The following is a 21959-nucleotide window of genomic DNA, read 5'->3' as shown; positions in this document are numbered from 1 at the left end:
GGGGCCCCCCCCCGGGTAGTGTGCGGCGGGGGGGGCGGGTCGCCCCCCCCCCGTTGGCCGCCGGCCCCGCCCGCGGGCCCCAGGGGTACGGGGTCCTCAGCGGGCCCGGCTCGGCTCAGAGGTCCCGCAGTTCCTGCCGGGGCTCCCGCGCGCCCCGGGCCCCGGCAGCGGCGCCACCGGTCGCCGTCGAGGTGCGCAGCCGCCCGGCGAACGAGCGCAGCAGCAGCGCCAACGGCGCCCCCACGGCCACCCCCGCGCCGGCCCACCACCAGGAGCGCGCCGGCCCCGGGCCGGCCGCGGCCACCGGAGCCGTCCGCGCACCCTCCCCGGCGGCGGTCGCCGGGTCGGTCGTGGTGCCGGTACCGGCACCGGCCCGTCCCAGCAGCCCCAGGGACTTCAGCGCCTCCAGCAACTCCGTCGGGTGCACCGCCCGTTGCCACTGGCCGTGCGTGAGGGAACCGTCCCAACCCGTCTCGATCCACACGTCCGGGGCGTCGCCCCCGCTGTCCGCCGGCAGGACGTGGACCCGGTCGACGCGCCAGGGGGACACGTCGTGCGCCATCCAGGTGGCGGTGATCTGCCGGGTCTCCTCCCACTCCTCCTCGGACAAGGGTCGTTCCTCGCCCCGGCCAGGTGCTTGCGGCAGCAGGCCCTGCAACTCCGCGTACCGTTCGTCCGACGCGAGCAGGGCCGTCGCCTCCGAGGAGTGCACGGCGACCAGCAGCACGCTGGTGTCTCCGCCCGCCGTCGCCGGCGACACCCCCGGCCCGAGCAGCAGGGCCAGCGCCGCGACCACCGTCGCGAGGAGGGCCCCCGCCCGCGACCGCACCCCCGAGACCCCCCAGGGCACCCGCCCCCGACTCGGCCCCCGCCGCTTCCGCGTCCCGTGCACCCCGTTCATCCGCTTCCCCGTCCGCTCCGCCGCGCGGCCTTCCGCGCGGACCCGTCTGAGGTACACCGCCGGGGCGTTCGGGGTTCCCGTTCCCCGCGGACGGGTTTGCGGCAGCGGGCCGTCTACGGCACCGACTCGGCGATGCGCAGCGCCCGGGCCCGGGAGGCGACGCCCTCCAGCCGCAGGGTCATCCCGTTCGTCGACCACAACAGGGTGGGCCCCGCGATCCGCTCGGCACGGACCCACTGGTCCTCGGAGCCGTCGCCCAACCAGAACGTCAGCCGGTGGGGCGCCCGGAACCACAGCGCGGGTTCCTGCCCCGTCGAACCGTCCGCCCGGCGCAGCCGGAGCGCCTCGGGCTGGTCGGTGACCGTCTTGAGGAAGCCCGTGTTGAGCGAGGAGGGGAACTCGTCCAGCCGGATCGTGCCCTCGTCGGTGACCCAGCAGAGGCTGATCCGGAAGCTGCCGCGGGGTGCCTTCGCGACCTGGACGGCGTCCGGGCGGCCCAAGGCCTTCGGGACGACGGGCGTGAAGCCGGCGCGCTCCGCGGCGGTCGCCAGCGGCATCGCCGCGCCGCATCCGGGGACCGGCTCCGACGGCACCGCCGGAGCCGAGGGCGCGTGATCGACGGTGACCCCGCCGAAGTCGAACCAGTCGTTGACGGCGGCCCGCACCGGTGGCGTCAGCACGGCGACCGCGAGCAGTCCGCACAGCGCGGCGCAGACCGCCCGCCAGCGGGTCCGCAGCCGGTGACCGAGCCACCCGGGCCACCCGAGCCATCCGGCCCGAGCGGGCGCACGACCCGGGGCGCCCGCGCCGTGCGCGCCGTCCACGCCGTCCGCCAGGAGGTCGGCGAGGACGCGGGCGGCCATGTCCTCGGCGTCCGCCGCCCGCTCGGGCTCCGCCCGGTCGTAGGCCCGGCCCAGCTCCCGCAGCTCCCGGGCCAGGTCCGGGCGCACGTCCCCGCCGGCGTCCCCACCGGACGCGTCGGCCCTGCCGGCGCTGCCCGCCCCGTGCCGTTCACGCACGCGCCCCACCCCCCTCCGGCCCGTTCCGACGCGCCCGGTCCGTCCGCTGGTCCGCCTGGTGATCCTTCCGTGCGTCCGTCTGCTGATCGGCGGTGGGGCGGTCGTCCTCGGACAGGTCCGGCGGCAGTAGCCGACCGAGTTTGCGCAGGGCGCGCGCCAAGCGGGACTTCACCGTCCCCCGCGGCCAGCCCAGCGCCTCGGCGGTCTCGGCCTCGTCCATCTCCAGCAGGTAGCGGTACGTCACGACCAGCCGGTGCGAATCGCTGAGCTGGCGCACCGCCGCCCGCAGGGCCCGGTTGCGTTCGCTCGACAGCGCGGCGGCGGCCGGGTCCGCCGATTCCGGTACCGGTGGCGCCGCGGTGGACAGCGCCGACTCCCCGTCGTGGACGAGGCGTCGACGGACCGCGCCGCGCACTGTGTTGTTCGTCTCATTGGTCACGATGCGCAGCAGCCACGGCCGGAACGCCCGCCCCGCGTCGAACCGGTCCAGGGAGTAGTACGCCTTGAGGAACGCCTGTTGCACCACGTCCTCCGCGTCGGCCCCGGCACCCAGGGCCCGGGCCGCGCGCAGGGCGATCGGCGTGTGCGCGCGCACGAGCTCCGCGTATGCCCCCGGATCCCCCGAACGCACCCGCGCGATCACTGCGCGCTCGTCCGGCGCGCGCCCGCCCTCGGCGATGCGGTTCCCCTCCCGCGTCGTGCTCACGTCCTTGCTACACCGCCGGACGCCGGAGGGTTCCCCCTTCGACGCGCCCCGGGCGCCCGCGACCCGCAGGCCGACCGGATACCGACCGTGCGCCGGCCGGATGCCGCTGTGACACCGTCCGGACGGGCGGCACGGGGGGTGGACGGGGCACCGGAACGGAACCGGACGGCGACGCTCTACCGGATCGGTTCCCACGCCGTCGCGGACACCTGAGAGAATGCTGAGCATGGCCTCAGATCGTCCTCGCGTGCTCTCGGGAATCCAGCCCACGTCGGGCTCGTTCCACCTCGGCAACTACCTCGGCGCCGTGCGCCAGTGGGTGGCCCTCCAGGAGTCCCACGACGCGTTCTACATGGTCGTCGACCTGCACGCGCTCACGATCCAGCCGGACCCGAAGGAACTGCGGGCCCGCACCCGACTCGCCGCGGCGCAGCTCCTCGCCGCCGGGCTCGACCCCGAGCGGTGCACCCTCTTCGTGCAGAGCCACGTGCCGGAGCACACCCAGCTCGCCTGGATCATGAACTGCCTGACCGGCTTCGGCGAGGCGGCCCGGATGACCCAGTTCAAGGACAAGTCGGCCAAGCAGGGCGCCGACCGCACCAGCGTCGGGCTCTTCGCGTACCCGGTGCTCCAGGTCGCGGACATCCTGCTCTACCAGGCCAACGAGGTGCCGGTCGGCGAGGACCAGCGTCAGCACATCGAGCTGACACGTGATCTTGCCGAGCGCTTCAACGGGCGGTACGGCGACACCTTCACGGTGCCGGCCCCGTACATCCTCAAGGAGACGGCCAAGATCTACGACCTCCAGGAGCCGTCGATCAAGATGAGCAAGTCGGCGTCCGCGCCGAAGGGCCTCATCAACCTCCTCGACGAGCCCAAGGCGACCGCCAAGAAGGTCAAGAGCGCCGTCACCGACACGGACACCGTGGTCCGCTACGACACCACGGCCAAGCCCGGCGTGAGCAACCTCCTCACCATCTACTCGACCCTCACCGGGGCGGGCATCGGCGAGCTGGAGCAGCGTTACGAGGGCAAGGGGTACGGTGCGCTGAAGACCGACCTCGCCGAGATCGTGGTCGACTTCGTCACCCCGTTCCGCGAGCGCACCCAGCAGTACCTGGACGACCCCGAGACGCTGGACTCGATCCTCGCCAAGGGCGCGGAGAAAGCACGGGCCGTGGCGGCGGAGACCCTGTCGCAGGCGTACGACAAGGTGGGCCTCCTCCCCGCCAAGCACTGAAGCGGTCCTCCTGAGGCACCCGGGGTCGCCCCCGGGCCGCCCGGAACCGACCGCCCACCGCGCCGAACGCACCAGTGACCAGCCATGCCCAGCCACGACGACGGGAGACTGACGTGGGGACCGTAACGATCGGTGTGTCGATCGCGGTCCCGGAGCCCCATGGCAGCCTGCTCCAGGAGCGGCGTGCGGGCTTCGGGGACCCCGTGGCGCACTGCATTCCCACCCATGTGACGCTGCTCCCCCCGACCGAGGTCGACGGCTCCGCGTTGACCGCGATCGAGGCGTACCTGGGGCGGGTGGCGTCCGCGGCCCGGCCCTTCCCCCTGCGGTTGTCGGGGACGGGCACCTTCCGGCCGCTCTCCCCGGTGGTCTTCGTGCAGGTCGTCGAGGGCGCCTCGGCCTGTGCCTGGCTCCAGAAGCGGGTACGGGACGGGTCGGGCCCGCTCGCCCGCGAACTGCACTTCCCGTACCACCCGCACGTCACCGTCGCGCACGGCATCGACGAGGCCGCCATGGACCGGGCCCACGAGGAGCTGTCCGACTACGAGGCCCAGTGGGCGGTCACCGACTTCTCGCTCTACGAGCAGGGCGCCGACCAGGTGTGGCGCAAGCTCCGCGACTTCGCCTTCGGCGGCCCGACGGTGCCCCAACAGCCGGCCGCCCCCCACACCCGTGGGACGCTCCCGACCCGGTGACGCGAACGGGCGGGGGCGGCAGCCTCAGCGGCCCAGCAGGCGCAGCAGGCCCAGGGGTCTCAGGGGTTTCAGGGGTTTCAGAGGGCGAGCCGGCGGAAGACGGCGCGCGGTAGGTGGCGCAGCGCCGACATCACCAGGCGCAGGGCGCCGGGCACCCAGACCGATTCCGCGCCCCGGCGCAACGCCGCCTCGATCGCGGTCGCCACGGCCTCCGGGGTGGTCGACAGCGCGGTCCGCTCCGTGCGCGTCCCCCGGGCCCCTGCGACGCGCACCCTACCGGGGCGGACCAGCATCACGTGCACGCCGGTGCCGTGGAGGGCGTCGCCGAGGCCCTGGACGAAGGTGTCGAGCCCGGCCTTGCTGGAACCGTAGATGAAGTCGGTGCGCCGGGCCCGCTCGGCGGCGACCGAGGACAGCACCACCAGCGAGCCGTGGCCCTGGTTCTGGAGCCCCTGGGCGCAGACGAGGCCCGCGGAGACCGCGCCGGTGTAGTTGGTGGCGGCGATGGTGGCGGCGGCCACCGGGTCGCTCTCGTCCCGGGCCTGGTCGCCGGTGAGGCCGAACGCCAGCAGCACCGTGTCGACGTCCCCCTCCGCGAACACCTTGCCGAGCGTCGACTCGTGGTCGGCGGGGTCGAGGGCGTCGAAGGCGACGGTCCGGGTGTCGGCGCCGAGGCCGCGCAGCTGCTCGGCGGCGGCCTCCAGACGGGGTGAGGGGCGGCCGGCCAACCACACCGTGTGGGTGCGGCGGGTGATGAGCCGTCGGGCCGTGGCGAGGGCGATCTCGGAGGTGCCGCCGAGGATCAACAGGGACTGGGGGAGGCCGGGGGCGTCCTTCATGGGAACCACACTCCGATGGGCGCGGGCGGGACGGTGGGCGGTCGGGGCCGGTTCCGGGGCGTGCCGGGTGACCGGGACGGCTCGAACGTGCGGTCGAGTCGAGGGGGGAACGGTCCGGGGCGGTCGGCGCGGTGGGGAGGGGCGGTCGGGGCGGCGGACGGAACGTCAGGTGTGACGGCCCGTCGAGTGGGGAAGGAGACGTGGATGGGCCGGTCGCGAGCCGTCGGCCAGCGGTCCTGACGCGATCGGGTCGGTTCGACGCGGTCCCGCGGGGTGGGGTGGGTGGGGGACGAAGCGGTGCGGTGGCCGGGGGAGAATAGCGGGGCGCAAATGCGACCGTATCGGTACGTAATGTGAGCTTTGGGTAACTTTCGAGCGCGGCTCACTGGAATGGGCGACTGGTGGAGTGTCCTCCAATAGGGTCGCCCTCTTTGCCTGTTGCGTAGGGGCGTCAGACGTAGGAACAAAGCTGGGGACCCTGTGCAAGAGTTGGATCAGCGGTTGTTGTCGGCACTGCGTGATTGCGGGCAGTTCCCGCCAGTGTTGACGGCCGCGCGGTTGTTGTCCTGGAGTGGCGAGCACGGCGCGTTGTGGCTCGCCGCCGGGCTGGTGGGAGCCGCGGTGGACAAGGAGCGGAAGGGAGCTTGGCTCCGCGGAACCACGGTGACGTTCGCGGCGCACGCGGTGAGCATGGGAATCAAGATCGTGGTGCGGAGGCCGCGCCCGGGTGAGGCCGCGCCGCTGGTGTGGACCTCCGGGCGCCACTCCTTTCCCAGTTCACACGCAACGGCCGCGGCAGCCGCCGCGGTCGCCTTCGGCGCCTTCTCGCCGACCGGCGCCGTGGTGCTGCCGCCCCTCGCGGCGGCCATGTGCGTGTCGCGGATGGTGGTCGGCGTGCACTACCCGACGGACGTGGTGGCGGGTGCCGCGCTGGGCGCGGTCACCGCGAAGTTGGGCGCGCCGTGGATGTTCCGGGCGCTGGTGACGGCGGGGCCGGTGTCGGCGGCGCTCACGTCCGCTCCGGTCACCGCGGCGGTCCGGGGCGCCTCGGAAGCGGGCGCGGCGGTGGCCTCGCGCGCCGGCGCGTCGGTCGTGTCGCGGGCCGCCCGCTGGGTGGACGCCGCTCGGGAGGTCTCGCAGGCGGTACGGCTGTTGGACGCGGCCCGGGAGGTCTCGCGGGCGGTCGCCGCGGCGCCGCAGCCGCGCAGGACGCCGACAGCGCCTTCGGCGACAGTGCCTTCGGCACCGCGGACGGTCACGGTGCCGGAGGCGGCCACGGCCGTGGCGTCCGCCGCCGTGACGCGGGTGCGGACGGCGGACGTGCCGGGCCGGGCCGTACCGAGGACCCGGACGGCCGGCGCGGTGCCGCGGCGCCGCCGGCCGGCCCGCAGGACCGCGCCGCGGCTGCTGGCGTGTGCGGTGCTGGTGCCCGTGCTGGGCGCGCTGCTCGGCCCCGTGGCCGGGCCGGTGACGGGGGCGTGCATGGCCCGCGTGCGGTGACCGCGGTCGACGCGGCGCCGGGCGGCTGACGGTCCGTCGGTCTGACGCCGTGCCGGACAGGGGCCCGGGCGCTCGCCGCCCGGGCCCCGCGCGTCGCCTCACGGGCTCGTGCGTCGTCCGGCGGGCTGGTGTGCCTCCCGACGGCCCGCGCGCCGATGCGTCGGGTCGCCGGCCGCTAGGGGGCCGCCTTCGGCGCCCTGGAAGTGAAGGTCCACTTTCCCCATTCCCGGCCCACTGCTTCGTAGCTTCCTTGCGGGCTGGCTTCGAAGAGTAGGTTCTTTCCGTCCTCGTCCTTGGAGATGGTGCGCGTCTGGGTTCTTCCGGAGTTGACGTTGTAGGAGAGGACGAGCCTGTACTCGCAGGACTTTTCGGATCTGCCGCTGAACTTGATGAGTCCGGGGGTCTGCTGCATGCCGACCGAGATGGCGTCGTCAAAGGGAATCATTTGAGGGTCGTCCACGTTGCCATTTGTCGTCGTGGCCGGCGCCTTGACCCTTCCTTTTAGCTCGAAATAGATCGTCTTCCACTGTTCCACTCCGCCCGCGCCGTCCGCCGCCCAGGTCTTCGCCGTCGTGGGCTCCCAGCAGCGAGTGGCTTCGGCTTCCACCTTGGTGACCACGATGGCGTTCTTTCTCTCGCTCGTCAGTTGGAGCTTGTATTCGGCGGCTTCGCCGAGGATTCTCCGGGCGCCGAACTTTCTGAACAAGCTGGATGCTTCTTTGACGCTCTTTCCGTCGAACTGGTTCAGTTCCTTCCGTTCCTTCTCGGTGAGTTTCCGGTCAAGCACCCAAGAGTTGTGGGGGTCCTTGTCGCCGAGTTCGGGCGTGACCTTGGCGAGGAAGGGTTCCTTCGCGGCGTCGATCTTGTCGCCCGCAGCGTCCTCCGCCTTCGCGCGGGAGTCGGCGAAGCGAAGCTCGATGTCCAGTGTGATCACGGCCCCTAAAATGGCGACGAGAATAACGCCCAAGGTGATTAAGATCATCCTTTTCGTCGCCCATCGCGTCCCCTTGCCGGCCGCTTCGGGAACCGCAACGTCCATGATCTGGCTCATCCGATTCGTTGGGGCTCCCGCTGGCCCGTCAGGGCCGCTGCTGGGGGCGGGAGTTTCCGTCGGCGGTCCGCTCGAACTGCCGTCCGTGGGCGAGGAAGCTCGACGTCCCTCGTTCCGTGCTGTTTGATCTTCGGATGCACTCACCGGGACTCCTGCTTTCCGCTCCGTATTCGGAACGGCAACCTACCCGCTGCCGCGCCGAATCTTCCCGTACTCGTGTCGCTTTCGCGGTGGGGGGAATCGCACGGGAAACTCCCTTTACGGGAATCATCAGCAGCCCCACGGGCCACCGGACGGCTCGGCGTTGCGCACGGGCGGCCGACGGATGGCTACCGTGGCGCGTTCGCGGGGTACCCGAACGCGGTGGGTCCGGACGATCCGGACCCGGACGGTGACGCGCGGCGGAGAGCGGTGAGTGCGGTGGGCCCGGTGAGTGCGGCAGGTGCGGAGGACGTACGGCGACGGTGGCCGGCACGGGACGGGGCGCGTCCGACGACGGGCCGGGGAGGTGCCCCGTGGACTGGCTGAGGAAGCTCCCCTGGATCGGCCCCGGCGTGGCACGGTTGATGACCACCCACGCGTGGCGCGCCTACGAACGCTTGGAGGAGGTCGCCTGGACGCGGCTCGCGGCGGCCATGACCTTCCTGAGCTTCCTGGCCCTGTTCCCCCTGATCACCGTTGCCGCGGCGATCGCCGCGGCGACCCTGGACAGCGAGGGGCAGCACAAGCTGGAGGAGAAGATCGCCGAGCAGGTGCCGGGCATCTCCGGTCAGCTCGACATCGCCGGACTCGTCGCCAACGCGGGGACCGTCGGACTGATCGCGGGAGCCCTGCTGCTGTTCACCGGCATCGGGTGGGTCGGCGCGATGCGGGACTGTCTGCGTGCGGTGTGGCAGTTGCCCGACGTCGAGGAGAACCCCGTCCTGCGCAAGGTGAAGGACGCGGGGGTGCTGGCCGGACTCGGTGGCGCGGGGCTGGTCTCCCTGGTGGCCTCCACGCTCGCCTCCACGGCCGTCGGCTGGGGCGCGCGACTGATCGGGGTCGAGGAGTCGGGGGCCGGCGGGGCGGTGCTCCAGGCGCTCGCGTTCACGGTGGCGGTGCTCGCCGACTTCCTCGTCCTCCTGTACGTCCTGACGCTGCTGCCCGGGGTGCAGCCCGCCCGCCGCGACCTGGTGATCGCGGGGCTCCTGGGGGCCGCCGGGTTCGAGCTGCTGAAGATGCTGATCGGCAGTTACATGAAGGACGTCGCCGGACGCAGCATGTACGGGGCGTTCGGGGTGCCGGTGGCGCTGATGCTGTGGATCAACTTCACGGCGAAGCTCCTGCTCTACTGCGCGGCCTGGACCGCGACCCGCCGGCCGACCGCCCCGGCTCCCGGAACACACGACGACCCCGGGGGGCCGCCGGCGACACGGCCCGGCGCCGGGGCGCCGGGCCGGTAGGGACGGGAAGGTGGTCCTCAGCGGCCCCGGGCCGGCCAGCGGCGGTTGATCAGGAAGACCGCGCCGGCGAGGAGGATCAGGACGCCGCCCGCGATGCCCAGCGCGATGCCCATGCCGCCGGAGGACTGCTCGGACGCGACCTTGGTGGTGGCGCCCTTGCCGGACGGGTCGGCGGAGCCCGACTGTCCGGCCTGTCCCGCCCCGGAGTCGGCGTTCTTGCCGTCCGTCGGGTCCACGCCCTTCGGCGGGACCAGTTCACCGACCGGGGTGACCTTGCCGTGCGAGGCGAAACCCCAGTCCAGGAGCCGGGCGGTCTCCTGGTAGACGGCGTGGGACTCCTTGGAGGAAGGGTTCATCACGGTGACCAGCAGCACCCGGCCGTCGCGTTCGGCGACCCCGGTGAAGGTGGCGCCCGCGTTGGTGGTGTTGCCGTTCTTGACCCCCGCGATGCCCCGGTAGGGCTTGAGCCCGTAGGCGCCGCTGAGCAGCCGGTTGGTGTTCTGGATCTCGAACGTCGGACGCTTCTTGGTCTTCTTGCCCTTCTTGGGCTTCACGGCCTCGCCGGGGAACTTGGCCCGCAGCGTCGCGCCGTACTCGCGGAAGTCCTTCTTCTGGAGGCCCGACCGGGCGATCAGGGTGAGGTCGTACGCGGAGGACACCTGCCCGGCCGCGTCGTACCCGTCCGGCGAGACGACCTTCGTGTCCAGCGCCTGGAGCTCCTCGGCGTGCCGCTGCATGTCGGCGACGGTCCGCGGGATGCCGCCGTTCATCGCGGCGAGGACCCGCACGGCGTCGTTGCCGGAGCGGAGGAAGACCCCGAGCCACAGGTCGTTGACGGTGTAGGTCTGGTCCTCCTTGATGCCGACCAGGCTCGACCCCGATCCGATGCCCGCGAGGTCGGACGGCAGCACCTTGTGGGTCCGGTTCTTGGGGAACCGCGGCATCAGGGTGTCCGCGAACAGCATCTTCAACGTGCTCGCGGGCGCCAGCCTCCAGTGCGCGTTGTGCGCGGCCAGCACGTCACCCGACTCGGCGTCCGCGACGATCCAGGACCGGCCCGACAGGTCCTTGGGCAGGACGGGCGCGCCCGCGCCCAGGTCCACCTGCGTGCCGGGCGTGCCGAGCCGCGCGCCGCCCACCGTCGACATCGCGCTCGGCGGACGTATGTCCTTCTCCGCCCCCTTCTTGTCCTTCGGTTTCTCGTCCGCGTACGCGGCGGGAGCCAGGGCGGACACGGACAGGGCGGTGGCGACCAACACGGCGGCCACTCGCCTGGTGGGGGAGAGGAAGGCGGACACGGACGAGAAGGTACCGGCCCTTCCTGGGAATCCCGTGAGCGAGGGCCCCGTACCCCCCGCACCACCCGTACGCCCGGCACGGCCCGCACCACCCGCGCGCTCCGCACGACCCGCGCGAGGGGACCGTCGACCCGGTCGCGATACTGAACCCATGAAGCTCAGCCGCCCCGTGTCCTGGTTCCTGCTCGCCTTCGGGGTGTGGAGTTGGATCATCTGGATCACTTTCGCCAAGAACCTGTGGAAGGACGGCAGCGGACTCGCCTTCGACGACGCGGGTGACCCCACCGGCTACTTCTGGGTCCACCTGCTGCTCGCGATCGTCTCCTTTGTTCTGGGGACGGTCGTGGGAGTGATCGGGTTGCGTGGCGTCCGAGCCCTGCGCGCCGGCTCCTGACCGGCCCGCCCCCGCGGCGGCGCGGTTCCCCGGGCGGGGGCGGTATGCGGCGGGGTGCGTGTTGCACGCATCACACCAACCGGGCGTGGGCGGCCCGGTCATCCGGGTGTCCCGCACGGGTGCCGCGGGCGACGACGGGCGCGTCGCCCCCGGCGGCTGAGGCCCCGTCATGTCCCCAACGCCCGGCACGGCAGGGGTGATCAGCCCGGCAGCCGGGAGTCCGTCTCCACCGGCGGGCCGGTGACGTCCGCAGCGGCTGCGAGCTGCGGCCTCCGGAGGGTGAAGGCGAGGAGCCCGCCCAGTACGGAGGCGACTCCGCCGACCGTCATGGCGGTGCGCAGGCCGTCGGCGAGGTCCGCGACCGCGGCGGTGGCACCCGCGTCCCCGGAGAGGCCCGCGGTGGCCAGGGCGACGAGCAGCGCCAGACCGGCCGCGCCGCCGATCTGCTGGGAGGCGGAGGCCAGGGCGGAGGCGATCCCGGCCTCCTGCGGGGCGACCCCGGTCGCGGCGCAGACGAACATGGCGGGGAAGGTGATGCCGCCGCCGACGCCCCAGACGATCAGGCCGGGGACCAGGGCCCAGAAGGAGGCGTGGGTGGACATGGCGAGCGCCAGCACGATCATGCCGACGCCGTTGACGGACATGCCGATGAAGAGGGTGGCCCGCGGCCCCCACCTGCCGAGCAGCACCCCGGCGAGCTTCAGCGAGGCGGCCATCGAGATGACCGCCAGCGGGACGAAGGCCAGACCGGCCTCCAACGCGTCGTACGACAGCACGCTCTGGAGGTAGTGGGTGAAGAGGTAGTACGAGCCGCCCAGGGCGCTCTGGAAGACCAGGATGATCAGGACGGCCGTCACCAGGCTGCGGTTCCTGAACAGCCGCATCGGGACGAGCGGGCTCCCGGTCCGCTTCTCGACCAGGACGAAGACCGCGAGGATCAGTACGCCGGCGACGATCGAACCGGCGCCGCGGGGGGAGCCCCAGCCGGCCTCCGGGCCGCTGACCAGACCGAGCACGAGCAGCGAGGAACCGGCGGTGGCCAGGACGGCACCGAGGGCGTCGAAGCTCCCGCGGGCACCGGCCGGGCGCTCGTCGGGGGCGAGCGTGCCGGGAGCCGCGACGGCCGCGAGCAGTGCCAGCGGAACGAGGACGAACAGCACCCACTCCCAGCCCCACGCCTGGGTGAGCACGCCGCCGAGCAGTGCGCCGGCGGCCAGACCGCCGCTGCCGCAGGCGCCCCAGAGGGCGAGCGCCTTGGTGCGCGCCGGGCCCTCGGCGAACCGGGTGTTGATCAGGGTCAGGGTGGCGGGTGTGAGCAACGCGGCGCCGAAGCCCTGGATCGCCCGGGCGGCGACGAGGAGGCCGGGGCTCTCGGCGAAGCCTCCGAGCAGGCAGGAGAGGCCGAAGACCACCAGGCCGAGGATGAACGTGCATCGGCCCCCCAGGCGGTCGACCACCCGGCCGCCGAAGAGCAGGAATCCGCCGAAGGCCACGGCGTAGGCGCTGACCACCCACTGTAAGGACCGGGTCGTGAAGCCGAGCGAGCTGCCGATCTCCGGAAGGGCGACGAACACGATGTTGTAGTCGACGGCAACGATGAACTGGGCGAACGCCAGCAGCGCGAGCATCAGCCCGGTCCGCTGAGCCGGCGGTGTGGACGAGGTGACCATCAGGTCCGACCTTCTTCTCTCCGTGAACGTTCTCCGTGAACGCGCTGGGTGCACGCTCTGTGTGCGCACGCTCTGTGCACGCTGTGCATTCACTGAACGGTGTGTAGTGAATGCACGGAGAGTAGTAGGTGAACGCTGTAGTGTGTCAAGAGTGGAAGAGCAGACACCGAATCGCCGAGCCCGTCTTCGTGCCGAAACCGGCGCGGAGATCAAGACGATCGCCCTCAAGCTCATGGCCGCGAGCGGACCGGACGCCATCACCCTGCGGGCCATCGCCCGCGACATGGGCATGACGGCAGGGGCCATCTACGGCTACTACGCGACGCGCGACGACCTGATCACGACGCTGATCAGGGACGTGCACACCTCACTCATCGACACCCTCGAGGCCGCCCGGGACACGGCGCCCCACGACGATCCGGCCGGGCGCGTACTGTCCTGGGCCCGGGCGTTCCGGGAATGGGCCCTCGCCCACCCCGAGGGATTCCGGCTCATCTACGGCGATCCGGTGCCCGGTTACGTGGCCCCCGACGGCGGGGCGGCCCCCGAGGCGCAGCGGCGTACCTGTTCGGGGCTCACCGGCCTCGTCGCCGCCGCCTGGGCGCAGGCCGAACCGCGGCAACCGCGGGGCGACCACCAGTGGTCCGACTTCGACCCGCACCTGGCAGCCCTGGTGCGCGAGCAGTTCCCCGGCCTGCCCCCCGCAGCGGTCGCACTCGCCCTACGGGTGTGGGGGCGCCTGCACGGACTGGTCGCCCTTGAGGTGTACGGCCACTTGCGCCACCAGACGCGGGAGCCCGAGAAGGTCTACCGCGAGGAGATGCTCGACCTCCTGTCGTCGCTGGGACTCATCCCGCGGGGGTGAGGACCTCGTCCGCGACGCTCGCGACCCGTCGGGCCGCTCGTGACCCACGGCCCCGCCCGGAGAGCGGTCCGGAAGCGGCCCGGGACCGCTCGGCCCGGCGCGTACCCTTGACGGCGTTCATCAGGAACTCGAAAGGGTGTTACACATGGCTAGGGCTACCGCGCGCCACATCTTGGTCAAGACCGAGACCCAGGCGCTGGAGTTGAAGACCCAGATCGAAGGCGGAGCCGACTTCGCCGAGCTGGCCCGGCAGCACTCCTCCTGCCCCTCGTCGCGCGACGGCGGCAACCTCGGGTCGTTCGGCCCGGGACAGATGGTCCCCGAGTTCGACCAGGTCGTCTTCTCGGCCCCGGTCGGCACGGTGCAGGGCCCGGTGCGGACCCAGTTCGGGCAGCACCTCATCGAGGTCACCGGCCGCCAGGACTGACCCGCAGTGACGGGCCGCTTCGTCGGGGCGGCGCCGCGGAGTCCGCGGGGGTCGACGCCCCCGCGGACTCAGCCGCTCCGACGCCGACGGCGGTAGTAGGCGACCGTGACCACCGCCAGCAGCGGGCCCCAGGCCAGTAGGGGCAGGTAGCTGGCGGTCATCACCCAGTAGTGGACGCCTTCGGGGGCTCCGGGGCCGCTCATGTTGTCCGTGCCGTTCCAGCCGAACGCCCCGACGACCGTGACGAGGGTGACGAGCGCCGCGCCCACCGAGGCGGGGACCACCGCCGCCAGGACGGGGATGCGCCGACCGCCCAGGGCCGGTACCCAGCCGGGCAGTTCCTCGCCCCACCGGTGGACCAGGCCCAGGGTGAGCAGTCCGAGCACCTCGGCGAACAGGCTCACGCCGATGAGGTACCAGGATTCGACGCCGGGGAAGTTCTCCGGCCGCAGGTGCTCGTCGGTGAAGCCGGAGTCCCAGCCCAGGGCGATGGCGACGCGCCACAGCCCCGACGGCACCAGGGTCAGCGCGGCGGCGTGCGCAGCCAGCCGCACGGACCGCGGCACTCGGGGCACTCGGGGTGCGGCGGCCGGGACTGCGGGAGCGGAACCGGCACGGACGGGTCCGGCGAGGTCGGCGGCGGCTGCCGTGGTGCCGATCGTGGTGCTGCGCATGGCGAACTCCCGGAGTCCGGAGGGGGCTGTGCTGCCGTGGTCGGTCGAACGGCTCCAGCTTGGCTCCGGGTGCCCCCGCGCTCCCATCCGCCGATCGGCACAGGGATCGCACCGCCGCCCGGCCCTCCTACGCCGGTCGGCAGAGGCTAGGCCGCCTCCCGGACCTGCTTGCGGAGCAGGCCGGCGCCGGACCCGGCGAGCCAGTCCGCCAGCGTGCGCAGCCCGGGGCGGATGACGCGCAGTGCCTCGATGTCGGCGTGCCAGCGGGAACCCGCCGCCCACTGCTCCCGGACCCGGGCGATCTCGGGGCCGAGCGCGGCGGCCTCGGAGCGGGTCAGCTGCTCGTAGCGCACCGGGGCACCGATCGCGCCACTGATCGCCGCTGCCGCCTCGGTAGGGGTGGGGGCGTCCCCGGCCAGCTCCAGGCTGCGCCCCGCGAACCGGTCCGGCTGGTCGAAGGCGAGCGCGGCGAACTCGGCGATGTCCTCCACCGCGATGAGCTGGACGGGTTCGTCCGGCGGGAAGACGTGCCGGTGCACGCCCCGGACGATCCCGTCGAGACCGACGCCCGTCGCACCGAGGTAGTTCGACATGAACCGCACCGGACGCAACACGGTCACCGCCCCGATCCGCCCGCGCAGATGCTCCTCGATGCGTTCCTTGCCCTCGGAGCCGGGCAGGCGGCGACCCGACGTGGACGCGATGCCCGTGAACACGACGTGCTCGACGCCCACCGAGGCGGCGGCGTCGATCAGGGCCCGGCCGCGGGCGAACTCCCGCTCCACGTCGGAGCCGGCCGGCCCGAACACCACGGGCGGCACGGCGAACAGCCCCGTTGCTCCCTCCAGTGCGGCGGGCAGGCCCGCCCCGTCGTCGAAGTCACCGCGCACCAACTCCGCTCCCGCGGCCTCCAGCGCCCTGGCGGCGGGCGCGGCCGGGTCCCGTACCAGCGCGCGCACCGGCCGGCCGGCCGCCAGCAGCCGTCGTGCGGTGGCGCCGCCCTGTCGACCGGTCGCACCGGTCACGGCGATCAAGCGGTCCGTGCTCATGTCGTCCTCCACCCCCCGGGGTGGTCGGTGGTCACGAGGGGGTTGGGCCCGGGGGTGATGTGGAATGCTCCACCCGGTTGAGCGGCACGGACAAGGGATTACGTGACATGACCGCAGCTCCCCGGGACGCCGGTAGGGCGGATGCCCGTCGCAATCGCGGGAAGGTGCTCGCCGCCGCTGCACGGGCGTTCGACGAACACGATCTGGAGGTCTCGCTCAGTGCGATCGCACGGCGGGCGGGGGTCGGCGCCGGCACGGTGTACCGGCACTTCCCCAGCAAGGAGATCCTGCTGGAGGCCGTGCTCGTGCAGCGGGTCGACGCCCTGGTGGACACCGCGCGACAGCGGGCGGCCCGCGCCGAACCCGTCGCCGCGCTCCTCGGCTTCCTCCTGGAGGTCGTCGAGACGTCCCACGGCCGTCAGCACGTGTGCGACGCCCTGACCGCCCAGACGCACTGGCCGCGCCCCGGCCTGGCCGCGGCGGCCCGACGGTTCCACCAGGCGCTCGGCGCACTGCTCGGCGCGGCCCAGCAGGTCGGCGGGGTCCGTGCCGACCTCAGCACCGACGACGTCGCCGCGCTCACCGTGGGGTGCGCGGCGCTACGGGCCGCCCACCCCGACGGGCACGGTGCCACCCGGATGGTCCGGCTGGCCCTGGACTCCCTGCGCAGCCCGCGGACCCCCGTACCCGTCACGCAAGGGCAGGCCTTTCGTGACGCGCCGGGCCTGATCGACACGGTGGCGTGGTGCGAGTGGTGCGGGGACCGGCTCCCGGCCCGGAGCACCGGACGGCCGGCCCGCTACTGCGGAGCGACCTGCCGACAGCGGGCGCACCGCCGTCGCCTCGGCACGGCGACGACGACGTCCCCGGGTCCACAGTGACGCTCCCGTGTAGCGCGGGTCACACCGATCGCCCGGAACCTCTCGGGCGTTCGGGGAACTCAGGGGCTCGGTGACGCAGTTACCCCTTCCGTAATCAGTGCAGCGAAGGGGCGGTTCGATGGTCGTCGCGATTCTGGTCGGCCTGGTCGCCCTCACGGTGATCGCCGCTCTCCAGTGGTACGTGTGGAGACGCGTGGTGCGGGACACCACGGTCCGGGGCACGGTCGCCCGTCGGGTCGGTACGACGGTGTTCCTCGTGGGGCCCGCGCTGATGGTCGCGGGCATCACCAGCGGACGGGCCGGCGCGCCCTTCTGGCTGGAGCGGGTGCTCGCCTGGCCGGGCTACCTGTGGCTGGCCCTGATGCTGTACCTGGTGCTCGCCCTGGCCGTGGGGGAACTCGTCCGCCCCCTGCTGCGACGCTTCCTCGCCCGACGTGACCAGCGTGAACAGAACGACCAGCAGACGGCGCCCGGCCCGGACGCCGACCCCGGTGCGTCGGACGGTGCGCCCGCGGCCCCGCTGTCGGCTGCGCTCGGCCCGGTGCCAGAGGCTCTCGCACCCGAGCACCCCGCACCCGAGGACCCCGCGCCGGCCGGGGCGTCCGTGCCGCTCACCCCGTCGCGACGGCTGTTCCTGTCCCGGGCGGTCGCCGGGACCGCGGTGGCCGCCGCCGCGGCGACGGTCGGAGCGGGCGCGTACAGCGTGCTGAACGGTCCCGCGGTGAAGCGGGTGACCGTGCCGCTGGCCAAGCTGCCCCGGGCGGCGCACGGCTTCCGCATCGCGGTGGTCAGCGACATCCACCTCGGCCCGATCCTCGGCAGGTCCTTCGCCCAGCGACTGGTGCGCACGATCAACTCCACGCAGCCCGACCTGATCGCCATCGTGGGCGACATGGTCGACGGCGACGTGGCGGACCTCGGCCCGGCGGCCGAGCCGCTGGCGCGCCTGCGGGCGAAACACGGGACGTACTTCGTCACGGGCAACCACGAGTACTTCTCCGGCGCCCAGCAGTGGGTGGACGAGGTGCGCGACCTGGGACTGCACCCGATGGAGAACAGCCGTGTCGAACTGCCGGCCTTCGACCTCGCCGGGGTCAACGACCCGGCGGGCGAGGCCGAGGGGGAGGGCCCCGACTTCGTGCGGGCGCTCGGCGACCGCGACCCCCGGCGGGCCTCGGTGCTCCTCGCCCACCAGCCGATCGTGATCCACGACGCCGTACGGCACGGGGTGGGCCTTCAGTTGTCCGGCCACACCCACGGCGGCCAGCTGTGGCCCGTCAACTACCTCGCCGGACTCCAGAACCCGACCCTGGCCGGCCTGGAGCGCTACGGGGACACCCAGCTGTACGTCACCCGCGGGGCGGGGGCATGGGGACCGCCGGTGCGGGTGGGCGCCGAGTCGGACATCACCGTGGTCGAACTCGCCTCCCTCCAGGCGTGACCCCACCGCTCCCCAACGCCCCTTCCCTCACTGGAATCCCCTGTGGTTGAGTGACGCACCTCACCGGGGAGGGGCGCGCGGATGCGATCGGTTCGTCTGCGGATCCTGGCGTCGACAGTGGCGCTGGTCATCGTCGGGGCGGGGGCCTGGAGCCTGCTCCCGGAGCGCGAGGAGACCGCGGGGTCGATCACGGTCGGGACCTCGGAGCAGGTCATCTCGCTCGATCCGGCGGGCGCCCATGACGCCGGCTCGTGGGCGCTGCACGGCAACGTCTTCCAGTCGCTGTTGACCTTCCGGCCCGGTGAGGTGGAACCTGTGCCGGACGCGGCGCGTCGGTGCGACTTCATCGGGCGGGAGCTGCGGACCTACCAGTGCGAGCTGCGGCCGGGGCTCACCTTCCCCAGCGGTCGCGTGGTCACCGGGGCGGACGTGAAGCACTCCATCGACCGGGTGCGGACCATCAAGGCGAAGGTCGGTCCGGCCGCCCTGTTCGCCGGCCTGGACGAGGTGGAGGTGAACGGCCGCACGGTCACCTTCCGGCTCGCCCGCCCGGACGCCACCTTCCCGTACCGGATCGCCACCGCCGCGGGTTCCATCGTCGACAGCACCCGGTACCCGGCGGACGCGCTGCGCGTCGGGGACGAGGCCGACGGCTCCGGGCACTACACGCTCACCTCGTACCGGCCGGGCAGTGCCGCGAAGCTCTCGCCCAACGTCCGCTACCGGGGGGCCGCCCCCGCGACCGGCCGGCCCGTCGTGCTGCGGTACTACGCGGACGCCGAGGCGCTGGACGCGGCGTGGCGCGGCCGGCAGATCGACGTCGCCGCCCGGCAGTTGCCGCCCGCGGCCCTCGCCGCGCTGCGGCCCTCCGCCACCGACCACCAGCTGAGCGAAGCGGCGAGTGCCGAGACCCGCAACCTGGTCCTCAACGTGCGCCCGGGATCGGGACTCGTCGACCGGCAGGTGCGGCGGGCGGTCGCGGCCGTCCTCGACCGGGAGGCGTTGGCGGCCCTCACCCACCGGGGCACCGTCACCCCGCTGTACTCGCTGATCCCGCGCGGCATCCACGGTCACACCACCTCGTTCTTCGACGAGTACCCCGAGGTCGACGTCCGGCGGGCGCGGAAGCTGCTGCGGGACGCGGGGGTGGAGGTGCCGCTCGCCTTCCACTACGGACACGCCCGCGGTTCGTCCGCGGCGGCGGAAGCAGCCGAGATCAAACGCCAGTTGGAGGCGACCGGGCTGTTCCGGATGCGGATCACGGCGTACGACTGGGGAGAGTTCCGGCGGACGTACGCGGAGGGCCGGCTCGATGCGTACGCCGTGTCCTGGGTGCCCGACTACCCCGATCCGGACACCTACACGGCGCAGTTGGTGGGCAGCGGGGCGATCGTGCGCAACGGGTACGCCGAACCCGAGGCGCAGGCACTGGTCCGGGACGCCCAACGGTTCGAGGACCGGGCCGGGGCCGCCGGCGCCCTGCGCGAGCTCCAGACGGTCGTGGCCCGGGACGTTCCGCTGATCCCGCTCTGGCAGCGCAAGGAGTACGTGCTCACCCGGGCCGGCATCACGGGCGGCCAGCACCTCGCCGACGGCACCGGGCTGCTACGGCTCTGGACGCTCGCCCGGGTCTGACGGCACCCCCGCCGCCCGGTTCGCCCCCGTTCGGTGCCCCGCTGAGCGGACGCGGCCGGATCGGCACGGATACGTGACGCCCATCGGGCTCCCGGCGGCCTTGTGAGCCTGCATCATGTGTCGGACCCGTGGGAACCATGGGAGTTCCGTGCCGCCTGGGGTGGAGGAGGGCAGATGCCGCGTCGCGACGCGTTCCGGCTGCCCCGACACCCGGCGTCCGTCGCCCTGGCCCGGCACCGGGTGCGCGAGCACCTCATCGCCTGGGGGCGGACCGAGGGTGACGGCCCGCTCGACGACACGGTGCTGCTCGTCTCCGAACTCGTCACCGAGGCCGTCCGCCACGGACCCTTGTTGGAGCGGGAGTTCGAGGTCGCGGTCACCGTGCTCGCCGACGGCGGCTGCTTCATCGAGGTCACCGACGAGAACGGGACCGTACCCGGCGCGGCGCACCGGGCCGACGGTCCCGGCGCCGGCCCCGCGCGTGGGCGGCGGCTACTGGAAGCCCTCGCCGAAGTGTGGGGCGTCTGGCACGGGGGGCGGCGCGGAACGACGGTGTGGGCCCTGGTCCCCGCCCGTCAACTCCCCTTGCCCACGGCCCCGGACGGCGATGACGACGGTGACGACGGGGGCGACGGGGGCGACCAGGGCGGCGACGGTCACGGTGTGGGTGCCGGTGACGTGGGCGAGGACGCCGGCCCGGGTCCGGCATCCGGAACGGGCGCGGGGCCGCCCGCCGAGGAACCGCCCGACGTCTCGTCCCGGTAGCCCGTGCCGCCGGGCCCCGCGGGCAGGGCGACCACGACCGCGAGCCCGCCCCCGGACCGTCTGCGCACCGTGACCCGTCCCCCGTGCGCGTCGACCACCCCCCGCACGATCGCCAACCCCAGCCCGCTGCCCGCCCCGCCGCCCGCCCGGAAGAAACGGTCGAAGACCCGTACGGCGTCCTCCTCGGCGAGCCCCGGACCCCGGTCCTCCACCACCACCGTCACCGTCTCCTCCGTCCGCCGGACCGACAGTTCGACGGGAGCGTCCCGCGGAGTGTGCACCCGCACGTTGCCCACCAGGTTCCCCAGCACCTGGCGCAGCCCGGACTCGTCCGCGTGCACCAACAGCACCCCGTCGGCCCGTACCGTCACGGGCCGCTCCGGCTGCTGGGCCCGGAGGTCGGCCGCCGCGTCCCGCACCAGGGCGCACACGTCGGTGTTCCGCATCCGCAGTTCGGCGCGTTGGTCCAGCCGGGCGAGCATCAGCAACTCGTCGACCAGCCGGTGCATGCGGTCCACCTCGGAGTTGATCCGCGACCAGGCCCGCTCCCGGTCGTCGGGCGCGTTCAACATCCCCCGGTCGAAGAGCTGGAGGTAGCCGCGGATCGCCGACAGCGGGGTGCGCAACTCGTGCGAGGCGTCCGCGACGAACTGCCGCAACTGCTCGGCGCTGCGCTCCCGGGTGGAGTAGGCCGTCTCCACCTGCTGGAGCATCGAGTTCAGCGCGAGCCGCAACTGCTCCACCTCGGTGGCCGTATGACGGCTGGACGGCACCCGCCGGGTCAGGTCCCCGTCGGCTATCGCGGACGCCGTCTCGACCATGTCCTCCAGGGGCCGCAGCCGGTGGTGCACACCGATCATCGTCAGCACCGCGAGCAGCCCCAGCAGGACCGTGCTCATCCCGAGGTCGAACTTCACCGCCTTGCGGATGTTGGTGTGGATGAACCCCGTGGACCCGGCCAGCACCACCGTCGTCCCGTCGTCCAGGGTCGCCGCCGTCGCACGGAACGGCTCGCCGTCCAAGGTGACGTCCACCGGGCCGGCGGACCGGGCCAGCCGCACCGGGTCGTCCACGGCCGCCGCGAGATCGCGTTGACGGCCGGTCGGCTCCAGTCCGGCGACCCGGATCGCCGCGCCGGACGCGTCGAGGGCGACGAACTGGAAGTCCGAGTGCGGCAGCAGCCCCCGGTCGTCGCTGTCGGGCGACAGCTCGTCGAGGGCGATGCCCAGGGTGCTCAGCGCTTCGATCTGCTCCACGGTGAGGCTGGACCCCGCGATCGAGTCGCGCGTCGAGGCCAGTTGTTTGTCGATGGTGTCGAGGAAGAAGTGACGCATCCCCATCAGACTCACCACGCACGCCACCACGATGGCGCACATCAGCAGCGCCACGTTGACCAGGGTCAGCTTCGCCCGCAGCGAGTGCGCTCCCCGGTGCGGGAAGCGGCGCCAGGAGGAACAGTAGGTCACC

The 21959-nt window shown here is 73.1% G+C and carries 20 protein-coding genes and 1 pseudogene; 11 read left to right on the top strand and 10 right to left on the bottom strand.

Features of this window, described 5'->3' with window-relative positions; translation table 11 throughout:
• Positions 1-115: 115 nt before the first annotated feature.
• From ACFV88_RS05925 to ACFV88_RS05915, 3 genes are all read right to left on the bottom strand, one after another.
• Positions 116-829: a hypothetical protein gene (locus ACFV88_RS05925; RefSeq protein ID WP_385486458.1), complete on the bottom strand. Its 714-nt coding sequence runs from the start codon at positions 827-829 to the stop codon at positions 116-118.
• 185 nt (positions 830-1014) lie between these two features.
• Entirely contained in the window at positions 1015-1920 is a 906-nt protein-coding gene (locus tag ACFV88_RS05920) for a hypothetical protein (protein WP_385486456.1), read from the bottom strand.
• Complete coding sequence (locus ACFV88_RS05915; RefSeq protein ID WP_385486743.1) at positions 1913-2563, bottom strand: RNA polymerase sigma factor; 651 nt, start codon at positions 2561-2563, stop codon at positions 1913-1915. Before ACFV88_RS05915 ends, ACFV88_RS05920 begins: the two co-directional genes overlap by 8 nt.
• 289 nt (positions 2564-2852) lie before the next feature.
• On the opposite strand from ACFV88_RS05915, the gene trpS reads away from it, so the two are divergent.
• Together trpS and ACFV88_RS05905 are read left to right on the top strand one after the other, a co-directional pair.
• Positions 2853-3866 carry a tryptophan--tRNA ligase gene (gene trpS, locus ACFV88_RS05910; protein ID WP_385486454.1) on the top strand — a complete coding sequence of 338 codons (1014 nt, stop codon included), beginning with the start codon at positions 2853-2855 and terminating at the stop codon, positions 3864-3866.
• A 113-nt stretch (positions 3867-3979) separates the two neighbouring features.
• Positions 3980-4561, top strand: a complete 582-nt coding sequence (locus ACFV88_RS05905) for a 2'-5' RNA ligase family protein (RefSeq protein WP_385486452.1) — start codon at positions 3980-3982, stop codon at positions 4559-4561.
• A 77-nt stretch (positions 4562-4638) separates the two neighbouring features.
• Here the strand turns inward: ACFV88_RS05905 and ACFV88_RS05900 are convergent, their stop codons facing one another.
• Entirely contained in the window at positions 4639-5400 is a 762-nt protein-coding gene (locus ACFV88_RS05900; RefSeq protein ID WP_385486450.1) for an SDR family NAD(P)-dependent oxidoreductase, read from the bottom strand.
• Between the two features lie 480 nt (positions 5401-5880).
• On the opposite strand from ACFV88_RS05900, the pseudogene ACFV88_RS05895 reads away from it, so the two are divergent.
• A pseudogene (locus tag ACFV88_RS05895) lies at positions 5881-6369 on the top strand (phosphatase PAP2 family protein); the annotation flags it as partial.
• A 706-nt stretch (positions 6370-7075) separates the two neighbouring features.
• Here the strand turns inward: ACFV88_RS05895 and ACFV88_RS05890 are convergent.
• Positions 7076-7951 (bottom strand): hypothetical protein, encoded by an 876-nt coding sequence (locus ACFV88_RS05890; RefSeq protein WP_385486447.1) that lies wholly within the window; start codon positions 7949-7951, stop codon positions 7076-7078.
• A 515-nt stretch (positions 7952-8466) separates the two neighbouring features.
• On the opposite strand from ACFV88_RS05890, the gene ACFV88_RS05885 reads away from it, so the two are divergent.
• Positions 8467-9393 (top strand): YihY/virulence factor BrkB family protein, encoded by a 927-nt coding sequence (locus ACFV88_RS05885; protein ID WP_385486445.1) that lies wholly within the window; start codon positions 8467-8469, stop codon positions 9391-9393.
• A gap of 17 nt (positions 9394-9410) precedes the next feature.
• Here the strand turns inward: ACFV88_RS05885 and ACFV88_RS05880 are convergent, their stop codons facing one another.
• Positions 9411-10691, bottom strand: coding sequence for a D-alanyl-D-alanine carboxypeptidase family protein (locus ACFV88_RS05880; RefSeq protein WP_385486443.1), 1281 nt, complete (start codon positions 10689-10691; stop codon positions 9411-9413).
• A 151-nt stretch (positions 10692-10842) separates the two neighbouring features.
• Between ACFV88_RS05880 and ACFV88_RS05875 the strand changes: the two genes are divergently transcribed.
• The gene (locus ACFV88_RS05875) at positions 10843-11085 is read left to right on the top strand and encodes an SCO4848 family membrane protein (RefSeq protein WP_385486440.1); all 243 of its coding nucleotides are present in this window, start codon (positions 10843-10845) and stop codon (positions 11083-11085) included.
• Between the two features lie 200 nt (positions 11086-11285).
• Here ACFV88_RS05875 and ACFV88_RS05870 read toward each other — a convergent pair whose 3' ends face one another.
• Positions 11286-12755 carry an MFS transporter gene (locus ACFV88_RS05870; protein ID WP_385486438.1) on the bottom strand — a complete coding sequence of 490 codons (1470 nt, stop codon included), beginning with the start codon at positions 12753-12755 and terminating at the stop codon, positions 11286-11288.
• A 151-nt stretch (positions 12756-12906) separates the two neighbouring features.
• On the opposite strand from ACFV88_RS05870, the gene ACFV88_RS05865 reads away from it, so the two are divergent.
• The gene (locus tag ACFV88_RS05865; RefSeq protein ID WP_385486436.1) at positions 12907-13620 is read left to right on the top strand and encodes a TetR/AcrR family transcriptional regulator; all 714 of its coding nucleotides are present in this window, start codon (positions 12907-12909) and stop codon (positions 13618-13620) included.
• 145 nt (positions 13621-13765) lie between these two features.
• Positions 13766-14047, top strand: coding sequence for a peptidylprolyl isomerase (locus ACFV88_RS05860; protein ID WP_385486434.1), 282 nt, complete (start codon positions 13766-13768; stop codon positions 14045-14047).
• Positions 14048-14115: 68 nt separating this feature from the next.
• On the opposite strand, the gene ACFV88_RS05855 is transcribed toward ACFV88_RS05860, so the two are convergent.
• Both ACFV88_RS05855 and ACFV88_RS05850 read right to left on the bottom strand, forming a co-directional pair.
• Complete coding sequence (locus ACFV88_RS05855; RefSeq protein WP_385486432.1) at positions 14116-14721, bottom strand: hypothetical protein; 606 nt, start codon at positions 14719-14721, stop codon at positions 14116-14118.
• Positions 14722-14867: 146 nt separating this feature from the next.
• Complete coding sequence (locus tag ACFV88_RS05850; protein ID WP_385486430.1) at positions 14868-15770, bottom strand: NmrA family NAD(P)-binding protein; 903 nt, start codon at positions 15768-15770, stop codon at positions 14868-14870.
• Between the two features lie 107 nt (positions 15771-15877).
• On the opposite strand from ACFV88_RS05850, the gene ACFV88_RS05845 reads away from it, so the two are divergent.
• From ACFV88_RS05845 to ACFV88_RS05830, 4 genes are all read left to right on the top strand, one after another.
• Positions 15878-16651 (top strand): TetR/AcrR family transcriptional regulator, encoded by a 774-nt coding sequence (locus ACFV88_RS05845; protein ID WP_385486428.1) that lies wholly within the window; start codon positions 15878-15880, stop codon positions 16649-16651.
• Between the two features lie 118 nt (positions 16652-16769).
• Positions 16770-18092, top strand: coding sequence for a metallophosphoesterase (locus ACFV88_RS05840; RefSeq protein ID WP_385486426.1), 1323 nt, complete (start codon positions 16770-16772; stop codon positions 18090-18092).
• An 81-nt stretch (positions 18093-18173) separates the two neighbouring features.
• Complete coding sequence (locus ACFV88_RS05835) at positions 18174-19727, top strand: ABC transporter substrate-binding protein (protein WP_385486425.1); 1554 nt, start codon at positions 18174-18176, stop codon at positions 19725-19727.
• A 174-nt stretch (positions 19728-19901) separates the two neighbouring features.
• A complete protein-coding gene (locus tag ACFV88_RS05830; RefSeq protein WP_385486423.1) occupies positions 19902-20492 on the top strand; it encodes an ATP-binding protein in 591 nt (196 codons plus the stop codon).
• Here ACFV88_RS05830 and ACFV88_RS05825 read toward each other — a convergent pair.
• A complete protein-coding gene (locus tag ACFV88_RS05825; RefSeq protein WP_385486421.1) occupies positions 20384-21958 on the bottom strand; it encodes a sensor histidine kinase in 1575 nt (524 codons plus the stop codon). The two genes, ACFV88_RS05830 and ACFV88_RS05825, sit on opposite strands and share 109 nt — an antisense overlap.
• Position 21959 lies beyond the last annotated feature (1 nt).

The sequence above is a fragment of the Streptomyces sp. NPDC059816 genome (assembly GCF_042732055.1).
Taxonomy (GTDB): Bacteria; Actinomycetota; Actinomycetes; order Streptomycetales; family Streptomycetaceae; genus Streptomyces.
The sequence above is the reverse complement of the archived record's forward strand: the minus strand, read 5'-3'. Positions and strand labels throughout refer to the sequence as shown.

Excerpts from the sequence above, each read along its gene's own strand:
- trpS (WP_385486454.1), top strand. The coding sequence starts at position 2,853 with ATGGCCTCAGATCGTCCTCGCGTGCTCTCGGGAATCCAGCCCACGTCG.
- ACFV88_RS05900 (WP_385486450.1), bottom strand. The coding sequence starts at position 5,400 with ATGAAGGACGCCCCCGGCCTCCCCCAGTCCCTGTTGATCCTCGGCGGC.
- ACFV88_RS05890 (WP_385486447.1), bottom strand. The coding sequence starts at position 7,951 with ATGAGCCAGATCATGGACGTTGCGGTTCCCGAAGCGGCCGGCAAGGGG.
- ACFV88_RS05875 (WP_385486440.1), top strand. The coding sequence starts at position 10,843 with ATGAAGCTCAGCCGCCCCGTGTCCTGGTTCCTGCTCGCCTTCGGGGTG.
- ACFV88_RS05870 (WP_385486438.1), bottom strand. The coding sequence starts at position 12,755 with ATGGTCACCTCGTCCACACCGCCGGCTCAGCGGACCGGGCTGATGCTC.
- ACFV88_RS05860 (WP_385486434.1), top strand. The coding sequence starts at position 13,766 with ATGGCTAGGGCTACCGCGCGCCACATCTTGGTCAAGACCGAGACCCAG.
- ACFV88_RS05855 (WP_385486432.1), bottom strand. The coding sequence starts at position 14,721 with ATGCGCAGCACCACGATCGGCACCACGGCAGCCGCCGCCGACCTCGCC.
- ACFV88_RS05850 (WP_385486430.1), bottom strand. The coding sequence starts at position 15,770 with ATGAGCACGGACCGCTTGATCGCCGTGACCGGTGCGACCGGTCGACAG.
- ACFV88_RS05845 (WP_385486428.1), top strand. The coding sequence starts at position 15,878 with ATGACCGCAGCTCCCCGGGACGCCGGTAGGGCGGATGCCCGTCGCAAT.
- ACFV88_RS05840 (WP_385486426.1), top strand. The coding sequence starts at position 16,770 with ATGGTCGTCGCGATTCTGGTCGGCCTGGTCGCCCTCACGGTGATCGCC.
- ACFV88_RS05835 (WP_385486425.1), top strand. The coding sequence starts at position 18,174 with ATGCGATCGGTTCGTCTGCGGATCCTGGCGTCGACAGTGGCGCTGGTC.
- ACFV88_RS05830 (WP_385486423.1), top strand. The coding sequence starts at position 19,902 with ATGCCGCGTCGCGACGCGTTCCGGCTGCCCCGACACCCGGCGTCCGTC.